Genomic DNA, 9,499 nt, shown 5'->3' on the forward strand with positions numbered 1-9,499 from the left:
CGGCGCCCGCGCGGCCGTCCCGCGACCCGATCCGCGCCGGCCGCGACGCCCTGCTCGCCTCCCTGGACCGTCCGCTCGAGGGCAGCTCCGGCCGCACGCTCGACCCGGCGCCCCGCCGCCCGGTGGCCGGCGGCGCCGCGGCCCTGCTCGGCGGCGGTTCCGGCTCCGCCTTCGACGACGACGCCGACCTGCCGAAAGAGGTGCCGGCCGTGCCGTCGCTGGCGGTCCTGCGCCCGCGCCGCACGGTGGGCCAGCCCGCCCCGGCTAACACCGAGGCCGAGGAGAGCAACAAGCCGCGCAAGCGCCTGCCCAGCTGGGACGACGTGCTGTTCGGGGGCGGCCCCGCAGCCCGGGAGTCCTCCTGAGCCTGTTCGTGGCCGTCTTCCCCGGCGAGGACGCCCGGCTCGACCTGAAACGCCACCTGCCCGCGGGCAGCCGGCTCACCCGCTCGGAGAAGTGGCACGTCACCCTGGTTTTCCTCGGTGACGTGCCCGACGAGCGCACCCCCGATGCCGCCCAGGCTCTGGACACCGTGGCGCCACCCGGCCCGCTGACCCTCCACCTGTCCGGCGGCGGCCGGTTCGGCTCGGTCCTCTGGGCCGCCCTGGCGGGTGACGTGGACAGGCTGTCGGCGTTCCGCGAGACGGTCCGGTCGGCGCTGCTGGCGGCGGGTCTCCCCAGTGACGACCGCCCGTTCCATCCGCACCTGACGGTCTCCTACCGGTTCGACCGGGCGGTCCAGCGGGCGCTGGGGACCTACGCCGGCCCGTCCTGGCCGGTGACCGAGTTCGCCCTGGTCCAGAGCGCAGCCGGCGACTACCACACGCTGCGGACCTGGCCGGTCAACCCACCTCGGCCCGGATCCCGTTGATCATCAGCCGCAGGCCGTACTCGAACTGCTCGTCCGAGCCGACCACCGGCAGGTCCTCCCCCGGCAGCCCGGTCAGCGCCCTGCTCACCTGATGCCACCGCTCATCGCGGACCCCCGCGTTGACCGCCATCGCCAGCGCCGCAGCCACATACGCGATCAGCGCCTGCACCGCCCGGACCACTCCCGACGATGACAGCCCGGCCTCCGCGAGGGCCGCGTTGAGCTCCCCCGCCAGCCGCAGCCCGTGCGCCCCGAGCGGCGGCCGAGCCGCGACGTGCGCCGCGATCCCCGGATGCCGCAGCGCCGCGGCCCGCACCGCCAGCAGGATGCCGCGCACCCGCTCGTCCCACCCCGCCGCCCGCTCCGGCGCCGCAACGTCAGCGAGGGCCAGGTCAGCGACGGCGTCGAGCAGGCTTTCCCGATTCGGATAGTGCCGGTAGATCGCCATCGGATCGCATCCCAGCTCCCCCGCGATGCGCCGCATGGACATGGCGGCCGGGCCGTCGCGGTCACCGAGCCGCAGCGCGGCCTCCGCTATCAGCGCGGGCGTGAGGGATCTTCGGGGCACAAGCCGAAGTCTACGCCGTAGACAACCGTGCGTCGCATGTCTACGGTGTAGACATGCGACTCCTCACCGTGGGCCGCGCCGCCGCGGCCTTTCTCAGCCTCAGCACCTTCGTCTTCCTCTTCCTGCACGACTCCTGGCGCCGGGACAACCTGTTCCTGGTCCCCGACCTGATCCTCTGCGCGCTCCTGCTGGTCGGCGCGCTCCTGCCGCCGAGGGCGGCCCCGGCCGCCCTCACCATCGGTTTCAGCTATGCGGCAGGCGTGCTCACCACATCGGTTCTTTCGTACGCGGTACGCAGCGAACTCGGCCTACCCAGCCTCATCGGCGCCGTGACCGCGGCAACGCTGGCCGTGGCGCTGGCCCGCTCTCAGCGAGCGCCCGGCCGCCGCAGGGTCAGCCCCGCCGCTTCCAGCTGACCCTCCACCCGGACCCGCTCGATCTCCCGGTCCACCCCGTGGAGCGGCTGCAGGTGTTCGGGCAAGCCGAGGCAGCGGCAGGCCAGCTGCAGACGGGCGTCGTAGGCCCGCAGCACGGCGGCGAGCCACACCGCCGAGGAACGGGTCGGTCCGGTCCGTCGCTGCATGTCGAGCCGCTGCAGGTCGTACGCAATCTGTTCGATCGTGGGATCGTCCAGCGCCGCGAGGCGCGGTGCTGGGTCGAGGACCCGGAGGGTCCGGTCGAGCCGGCGCAGAGCGCGCAGCTCCTGGCGGCCGCGGCGGCTGAACAGCCGGCGCACGTGACGCGCGTCGGGGCCCAGCAGGGCTGCGGCCGCGCACGGAAGTATCAGCAGCGCTGACAGCGCCGCCGAGAGCACAGCAATGTGCGCGATTGCCACGGATTCGACGCTAGGCGCTGCTCGTGCGGGCCGGAATACCCGTTTGGTGGAGGCGTTCTGCCAGCTTCACCAGCGCAAACGCGGATCTTGGCGAATTCGCCCCGAGTCGGGGCCGAATTCGCCAGAATCGTGGACTGGTGTGCGGTCAGATGCGGACGCGCGAGGGAGCGACCGGCTCGGCATGGCTCCGCGAGACCCGGCGACCCTCCTGGCCGTCCACAGTCTCCCAGTCGGACGGGCCGGACGAGGGGGCGTGCGACCGCGCGGCCGGCACCGCGCCGGATTCCGGCTCAGTGGACCGCACCAGGCGCACACTCCACCGAGGCCGCACCCGGACCTGGATCCGTTCCCCGCCGACCCGCAGCTGCCAGATCAGCGCGCCCACCGCCGCGGCGAAACTGACCAGCCCCGCCGCCCAGATGCTCGACGACACCCCGAAGTGCTCACCCCACCAGCCGGCCAGCGTCGCACCGATCGGGGTGGTGCCCAGGAACACCAGCACGTAGAGCGCCATCACCCGGCCGCGGAACTCGGGGTCCACCCCCATCTGCACGCGGTGGTTCGCCCCCTGCGCCAGGTAGATCGAGAAGAACCCGGTCGGCACCAGCAGCAGCGCCGCCACCGCGAAGTTCGGCGCGAACCCGACCGCGACCTCGAACAGCCCGAACAGCAGCGCGGCCCCGATCACCCGGTAGACGCCCGGCCGGGACCGCCGCCGGGTGCCGGCCAGCGCACCACCGAGCGAGCCGATCGCCAGGGCGGTGGTGAGCAGGCCGAACGACGACGGCCCGGCGTTGAAGTCGATCTTCGCCAGGGCGGCCAGGGTCACCGGGAAGTTGAAGCCGATCATGCCGATCACGGCCATCAGGCAGATCGGCAGCAGCAGGTCGTGCCGCTTCCCGACATAGCGCAGCCCGTCGATCACCCGCGCGCCGCCGCGGTTCTTGCGATCGGTGCGGTGCAGCTCAGCGGTCCGCATCCGGATGTAGGTGAAGACCGGGGCGATCGCCAGCACGGTCGAGATCAGGAAGACACCCGGCGTGGAGACGGTCGCCAGCAGCACACCGGCCAGCGCCGGCCCGCTGATCCGCGCGACGTTGAAGGTCGCCGCGGACAGCGCCAGCGCGTTGGGCAGCAGGCGCAACTCCACCAGCTCGGAGACGAACGCCTGCCGTACCGGCGTCTCGATCGCGTTCGCGATGCCGAGCAGCAGGGCGAAGACGAAGACGTGCCAGAGCACCACCACACCGGAGGCGACCAGGACCGCGAACGCGATCGCGAACACCGCGAACGCGGCGTTCGCCCAGATCAGCAGCTTGCGCTTGTCATATCGGTCGGCCAGGCGGCCACTCCAGAGAGTGAGGACCATGACCGGTACGAACTGCAGCGCCGTCACCGTGCCCAGCGCACCCGGAGAGTTGTCGGAGAGTTCCAGCACCAGCCAGTCCTGGGCCGTGAACATCATCCACACACCGATCAGCTTCACCAGTTGCCCGCCGGCGAAGAGGCGGTAGTTCGGGACCTGCAGGGATCGGAATGTGGAGTTCAGGCCTGCCCGCACGTGGCTGCGCCCCCTAAAGGCTCGGTCGTACGCGTCATCGTCATGTGACGAAGCGGAACGACCGGGGTGCGCGGGGGTTGCTCAGCCCCGGGCGATGCGCTGCAGGATCTCCGCAGCCTGCGCCAGGGTGGCCCGTTCCTCGGGGGTCAGCTGTTCCAGTTCCCTGGCCAGCCATTCGTTACGTGCCCGCTCGTGCTGTGCATACACCGCCCGGCCCTCGTCGGTGGCGGCCAGGATGACCTGGCGCCCGTCGGTGGGGTGCGGCGTGCGCGCCACCAGCCCGCGCTCCTCCAGCTTGCCCACGATCTTGGTCATCGTCGGGGGCTGGACCCGCTCCACGTCGGCGAGCTCACGGGGAGTCAGCGCACCGGCCAGCTGGAGGCTGGTCAGCGCGGAAAGCTGACTGAACGTGAGGTCACCGACCGGCCGGGCTTGGCGGACTCGGCGGCCGAGCCGGGTGATCGCGTCCCGCAGCGTCTTGGCCAGCGGTTCCGCTGTCGCACGCTCCGTCGTCATCACCCGCTCCATCACGATCCTTAGCCTAACTAATGAGCATGGCTAACGACATCTGAAATGCCTGAGACCACCGTCACCGGCACGGTAGCGCAGCCGGTGACGGTGGTCAGCAACGCACGAAACTAGAGGATCCAGGCCTCGAGCGGACCCCGGGCGTAGTAGAGGACGAACAGGACGGCGATGCCGTACATCAGCGGGTGGATCTCCCGCGCCTTGCCGACGGCCGCCTTCAGTACCACGTAGGAGATGACCCCGGCCCCGATGCCGTTCGAGATCGAATAGGTGAACGGCATCAGCGTGACGGTCAGGAACGCCGGGATGGCGATCGTGTAGTCCGACCAGTCGATCTGCCGCACCGTGCTGATCATCAGGAAGCCGACCACCACGAGCGCGGTCGAGGCGGCCTCGAACGGCACCACCTTGACCAGCGGCGCGAGGAACATCGCCAGCAGGAACAGCACACCGGTGACCAGGTTGGCGACACCGGTGCGGGCGCCCTCGCCGACACCGGAGGCGCTCTCCACGTACGAGGTGTTGCTGGACACGCTGGCCGCACCACCGGCCGCGGCAGCGACCGAGTCGACGAGCAGGATCTCCCGGGTCCGCGGCGGCATGCCCTCGGAGTCGAGCAGCTCACCCTCCTGGCCCACCGCGACCATCGTGCCCATGGTGTCGAAGAAGTCGGTCACCAGCAGCGTGAAGATGAACATCAGCACGACCAGCACACCGGCGTCGGACCACGAGTTGAGCACGTTGAACTGGCCGATGAGCGACAGGTCCGGCGTGTCGATGATCTTCTCGGGCAGCGTCGGCACGTTGAGCGACCAGCCGTGCGGGTTGGTGACCGACGGGCCGAGCTTGGCGATCGCCTCGACGACGATCGCCAGCACCGTGGTGCCCAGGATGCCGATCAGGATCGCGCCCTTGACCTTGCGCACGAAGAGGATGAGCGTGAAGAGCAGGCCGATCGCGAAGACCAGGGTCGGCCAGGTCATCAGCTTGCCGCCCAGGCCGAGCTCGACCGGGACGGTGGTGTTGGCGGCGTCCGGCACGCGGTGCACGAAACCGGCGTCGACCAGGCCGATGATCATCAGGAAGAGGCCGATGCCGACACCGATGGCCGTCTTCAGCTGGGTCGGGACCGCCTTGAACACGGCGGTGCGCAGCCCGGTCAGCACCAGGATGGCGATCAGCACACCTTCGATCACCACCAGGCCCATCGCGTCGGCCCAGGTCATCTCGGGCGCGATCTCGTAGGCGACCAGCGCGTTCACCCCGAGCCCGGCGGCCAGGGCCAGCGGGAACCGGGCGACCACGCCCATCACGATCGTCATCACGCCGGCGACCAGCGCGGTGCCGGCGGCGAGCGCGGCGAGCGGCAGGTGCGCGCCGGTCTTGTCGGTGCCGCCGGCCAGGATCAGCGGGTTGAGGACCACGATGTAAGCCATCGTGAAGAATGTGACGAAACCACCGCGGATCTCACGGCTCAGCGTGGACCCGCGCTTCGTTATCTCGAAGAACCGGTCGAAGCCGTTCTTCGGTGCGTGTGAAGGTGCTTCGGTATCAGTGGACATGTGACCTTCCGGGGCGACACAACAGCGGAGGCCTACTGCGCGACCCTGCGCAGACTCAGCGGTTGGGCGCATGCTTTCAGATGCGACGACCTCGGCAAAAGCGAAGTGATGTTACAACTCTCACGCGTCCCACCGATGCGGTGCGTAATGGCTTTACCCTGTCGGAGTGAGTGACCTGTCTCCCGCCACGCACACCGGCGAACCGCTGCCGGCCCTCACCGTGGTGACCGGGACGAAACCGCGGCCCGAACCACTGGACCCGCCGATGGTGCCGTTCGCGCTGGCGGGCGTCGCCGGCTTCGCGATCGCCCTGCTCGTGCTCTGGCTCTCCGGCGCGCCGGAGGACTGGATCCGGATCTGCGTCGCCGGCCTGCTCTGGGGCATTCCGGGCACGCTGACGATGGTCGTCCACGACCGGCAGCGCAAGCGCCGCCGGGCGCTGACGCACCCGGAGTTCCACGTCGTGAGCTGAGGGGGCCTCAGCTGTGGCCGTAATCCTCGGCGGGCTCGCCCGACTCGACCGAGCCGTGCCCGCGGCTGACCGCCACGGCCTCGACCTCGCTGTCGTCGTAAACCGTGGGCAGTTCGTCGACCGGCTGCTCGGTGGTGGCCAGCAGGGCCTCGGAGTGCGCACCGCACCCGTGGTCGGCGCTGACCGCACGGCCGTCGTCCGGCGCGTAGAGGTTGCCGCAGACCCCGAACATCTGCCGCAGCGTGCCGGCCAGCGGCAGGTAGAAGCCACAGGTGCCGCAGCGGGCGTTGCGCGGCGCCGCGGTGGAGATCGGGGCCTCCGGGCCGGACTCCCCGTCATACCACCGCTGGGCGGTCTCGATCCGGCCCTCGCGCGACATCACCCGGGACCGGCCCAGGCCGATCTCCCAGGAGACCTCCTCGACCGCGGCGTCGTCACTGAGCACATAGCCCGGGGCGAGCCGGTCGTCGTCCGGCGCGGTCGGCATGAGATCGCCCACACCGAGGTCGCCGGGCTGCACCCGCTCGTTCCACGGGACCCAGCCGGGCGCCAGCAGCGCGTCGGGCCCGGGAAGCAGGACCGTCTCGCAGATGGTGACGTGCCGGCTGCGCGGGACCCGGGTCACCGTCACGGCCCAACGCCAGCCCTTGTAGCCGTCCAGATGGCTCTCGAAGAAATGGGTCACGACGCGGTCGCCCTCGGCGATCGCTTCAAGGTGCTCGCCGACGTCGGCCGGGTCCACATCGGTGATGGCACCGCGAGCCACCCCGACGGCATCGGCACAGACCTGGTCGAGTCGGGCGGCGCGGGAGGTGGTCCTGGAGGTCACTCGCCCATTGTTGCCTACCGGCGCAGGTGACCCGCAACGAGTCCCCAGATACCGGGGCGTGGTAGGGGGCATCGGTCGCCCACATCAGTCAGGATGGTTCCCATGCCGCTGCTTCCCACACTCGGACGCACCGTCGGCACCGGCGTCAAGGCGGTGCGGTTGGTGGTGCGCGGTTCGATGCGCGGCAGCGCCTGGGCCACCCGCCGGGTCGGCTCGGCCCGCGCCCGCGGCGCCGCCAACGAGGTCGGCATGATCCGCCTCTTCGACCTGCACGCGATCTCCTGTGCCGGTGACGCGCTCATCGCGATCGGGCTGGCCGGGACGATCTTCAGCGTGCCGCTCGGTGAGGCGCGCAGCAAGGTCGCGCTCTACCTGCTGATCACCATGGTGCCGTTCGCGCTGCTGGCGCCGGTGGTCGGCCCGCTGCTCGACCATTTCCGGCACGGCCGGCGCTACGCCCTGGCCACCACCATGCTCGGCCGCGCCTTCCTGGCCTATGTGATGGCCGACAACCTGCTGGGCTGGGGGCTCTATCCGGCCGCCTTCGGGGTGCTCGCCCTCTCCCGGGCATACGGGGTGGCCCGCTCCGCGGCCGTCCCCCGCCTGCTGCCCCAGGGCGTCGGGCTGTCCCAGGTGGGCGCCCGCGCCAGCGTCTACGGGACCTTCGCCGGCATCCTGGTCGCCCCGATCGGCCTGCTCGCCTTCAAGTTCGGCCCACAGTGGCCGCTGCGGGTCGCCACCGTCATCTTCATGGTCGGGGTGGTCATCTCGCTGCGCCTGCCGCCACGCGCCGACTCCGACCCGCCGGAGGCCATGCCCAAGCCGTGGCGCACGGTCCTGCGGATGGGCCGCGGCGCGGATCGCCCGCTGGCCGGCCGCCTGGTCCTGGCGACGCTGCTCGGCAGTGCCAGCCTGCGGCTGCTCTACGGTTTCCTGCTGCTCTTCCTGACCTTCGCGATCATGGGCGATGACCTGAACACCACGGTGCTGGGCTGGGAGCTCAGCCGGGGCGCCGCGGTGGGTGTGGTCGGTGCGGCGCTCGCGCTGGGCACCTTCATGTCCACCGCCGCCGGGACCGGGCTGACCATCCGCCGCCCGCTCGCCCTGCAGTCCAGCGGCCTGGTGGTGACCGCCGGGGTGGCCGTGCTCGCCACGGTCTTCTACAACCTCGCGATGGTCACGCTGCTGGCGCTGTTCACCGCGATCTTCAGCGGGATCGCCAAGCTGGCGGTGGACGCCAGCATCCAGGAGCGGGTGCCGGAGAAGCAGCGGGCCACCGCATTCGCGCACTCCGAGACGGTGCTCATGCTGGCCTGGGTGGCCGGCGGCGGCATCGGCCTGATCCCGCTCACCGGCCGCCTCGGCATCGCTCTCGCCGCCGTGCTGGCGGTCCTCGCGGCCGGCCGGGCGGCCTGGGCGGCGGCGCGCCTGCACAACGAGCGCCTGGCCGGCCGGCCCGACGCCCCGGACATCGAGGAACGCGCACCCGACGAGGCGGAGCCCGCCCGCTCGACGCCGGCGGAACCGGCGGCGGAACCGGCGGCGGAAGCCGCGCCCGGGGGGATGCCGGCCGATCCATGGCCGGAGGCGCCCACCGTGCCCGAGCCGACCCACCACGGCACGCCGGCTCAGCGCGGCCCGGCAGCGAGCCGGCCGTCCCGCACCGGAGCAGGCCCGAAACGGATGCCCACCGCAGCACCGGGAAAGGACACAGCGGGGAAAGACACCCCGGAGAAGGACCGGACGCTGGTCGAGCCGCCCGCCGGCCGCAGGTGGTGGCAGGGGCGCGGCAGAAACAAGGCGACCGACGGCCGGCCGAAATCCGCGGCCGGCGACCGGACCGCACGAATGGACCCGGCCGACAGCACGGACCGGACCGCACGAATGGACCCGGTCGACAGCACGGACCGGACCGCGCGCATGGACCCGGCCGACGTCACCGACCGCACCGCGCGGGTCGACCCGGCGGCCGGCGCCGACCGGACCGAGCGCATCCCGCCCGACCGTTCCGTCGCGCCGCCCGGCTACCACGTGTACCGGCCGTCCAGCGCCGGTTCCTCCACCCGCAACGGCGACCCCGGCGACGGTGACGACGCGTGAGGCCGTACCCCCTCTTGATCGTGACAGCGGTGACCGCCGAGGCCGACGCCGTCCGTGCCGGGATCGACCCGGACGTGGCCGTGGTCGAGGCCGTCGGCGTCGGATGCGGGTACTTCTTCTTCAGCTTGCGGAGCTGGTTGAACGAACCGCGCAGCGGCTGGTCCCAGGTGTCC

Annotated in this window: 10 protein-coding genes and 1 pseudogene; 5 read left to right on the forward strand and 6 right to left on the reverse strand. The window is 71.5% G+C overall.

The window, feature by feature from the left end; translation table 11 throughout:
- Nucleotides 1-365: pseudogene (locus AB0F81_RS48500) on the forward strand (DUF3071 domain-containing protein); the annotation flags it as partial.
- Nucleotides 366-373: 8 nt separating this feature from the next.
- The gene (thpR, locus tag AB0F81_RS48505; protein ID WP_360210759.1) at nucleotides 374-871 is read left to right on the forward strand and encodes an RNA 2',3'-cyclic phosphodiesterase; all 498 of its coding nucleotides are present in this window, start codon (nucleotides 374-376) and stop codon (nucleotides 869-871) included.
- Here thpR and AB0F81_RS48510 read toward each other — a convergent pair.
- Nucleotides 843-1,439, reverse strand: a complete 597-nt coding sequence (locus AB0F81_RS48510; protein ID WP_360210761.1) for a TetR/AcrR family transcriptional regulator C-terminal domain-containing protein — start codon at nucleotides 1,437-1,439, stop codon at nucleotides 843-845. The genes thpR and AB0F81_RS48510 overlap by 29 nt on opposite strands.
- 53 nt (nucleotides 1,440-1,492) lie before the next feature.
- On the opposite strand from AB0F81_RS48510, the gene AB0F81_RS48515 reads away from it, so the two are divergent.
- A complete protein-coding gene (locus AB0F81_RS48515) occupies nucleotides 1,493-1,855 on the forward strand; it encodes a hypothetical protein (protein WP_360210763.1) in 363 nt (120 codons plus the stop codon).
- On the opposite strand, the gene AB0F81_RS48520 is transcribed toward AB0F81_RS48515, so the two are convergent.
- The 4 genes from AB0F81_RS48520 to AB0F81_RS48535 all read right to left on the reverse strand — a co-directional run bounded on the left by AB0F81_RS48520 (nucleotide 1,807) and on the right by AB0F81_RS48535 (nucleotide 5,925).
- Entirely contained in the window at nucleotides 1,807-2,274 is a 468-nt protein-coding gene (locus AB0F81_RS48520; protein ID WP_360210765.1) for a hypothetical protein, read from the reverse strand. The genes AB0F81_RS48515 and AB0F81_RS48520 overlap by 49 nt on opposite strands.
- A 145-nt stretch (nucleotides 2,275-2,419) precedes the next feature.
- The gene (locus AB0F81_RS48525; protein WP_360210767.1) at nucleotides 2,420-3,835 is read right to left on the reverse strand and encodes an MFS transporter; all 1,416 of its coding nucleotides are present in this window, start codon (nucleotides 3,833-3,835) and stop codon (nucleotides 2,420-2,422) included.
- A gap of 81 nt (nucleotides 3,836-3,916) precedes the next feature.
- A complete protein-coding gene (locus AB0F81_RS48530) occupies nucleotides 3,917-4,351 on the reverse strand; it encodes a MarR family transcriptional regulator (RefSeq protein WP_360210769.1) in 435 nt (144 codons plus the stop codon).
- 122 nt (nucleotides 4,352-4,473) lie between these two features.
- On the reverse strand, nucleotides 4,474-5,925 hold the full coding sequence (locus tag AB0F81_RS48535; RefSeq protein ID WP_360210771.1) for an NCS2 family permease: 1,452 nt from the start codon (nucleotides 5,923-5,925) through the stop codon (nucleotides 4,474-4,476).
- Between the two features lie 265 nt (nucleotides 5,926-6,190).
- On the opposite strand from AB0F81_RS48535, the gene AB0F81_RS48540 reads away from it, so the two are divergent.
- Complete coding sequence (locus tag AB0F81_RS48540; protein ID WP_360210777.1) at nucleotides 6,191-6,397, forward strand: DUF2530 domain-containing protein; 207 nt, start codon at nucleotides 6,191-6,193, stop codon at nucleotides 6,395-6,397.
- Nucleotides 6,398-6,404: 7 nt separating this feature from the next.
- Here AB0F81_RS48540 and AB0F81_RS48545 read toward each other — a convergent pair whose 3' ends face one another.
- The gene (locus AB0F81_RS48545) at nucleotides 6,405-7,298 is read right to left on the reverse strand and encodes a DUF3027 domain-containing protein (RefSeq protein WP_360210773.1); all 894 of its coding nucleotides are present in this window, start codon (nucleotides 7,296-7,298) and stop codon (nucleotides 6,405-6,407) included.
- Nucleotides 7,299-7,328: 30 nt separating this feature from the next.
- Here AB0F81_RS48545 and AB0F81_RS48550 point away from each other — a divergent pair, with 30 nt between their 5' ends.
- A complete protein-coding gene (locus AB0F81_RS48550; RefSeq protein ID WP_360210775.1) occupies nucleotides 7,329-9,326 on the forward strand; it encodes an MFS transporter in 1,998 nt (665 codons plus the stop codon).
- Nucleotides 9,327-9,499: the final 173 nt, after the last annotated feature.

It is taken from the genome of Actinoplanes sp. NPDC024001, assembly GCF_040638955.1.
GTDB lineage: Bacteria > Actinomycetota > Actinomycetes > Mycobacteriales > Micromonosporaceae > Actinoplanes.

What these genes read in the sequence shown, in the direction of transcription:
- AB0F81_RS48515 (WP_360210763.1), top strand. Translation starts at nt 1,493, where the DNA reads ATGCGACTCCTCACCGTGGGCCGCGCCGCCGCGGCCTTTCTCAGCCTC.
- AB0F81_RS48530 (WP_360210769.1), bottom strand. Translation starts at nt 4,351, where the DNA reads ATGACGACGGAGCGTGCGACAGCGGAACCGCTGGCCAAGACGCTGCGG.
- AB0F81_RS48540 (WP_360210777.1), top strand. Translation starts at nt 6,191, where the DNA reads ATGGTGCCGTTCGCGCTGGCGGGCGTCGCCGGCTTCGCGATCGCCCTG.
- AB0F81_RS48545 (WP_360210773.1), bottom strand. Translation starts at nt 7,298, where the DNA reads ATGCCCCCTACCACGCCCCGGTATCTGGGGACTCGTTGCGGGTCACCT.
- AB0F81_RS48550 (WP_360210775.1), top strand. Translation starts at nt 7,329, where the DNA reads ATGCCGCTGCTTCCCACACTCGGACGCACCGTCGGCACCGGCGTCAAG.
- AB0F81_RS48535 (WP_360210771.1), bottom strand. Translation starts at nt 5,925, where the DNA reads ATGTCCACTGATACCGAAGCACCTTCACACGCACCGAAGAACGGCTTC.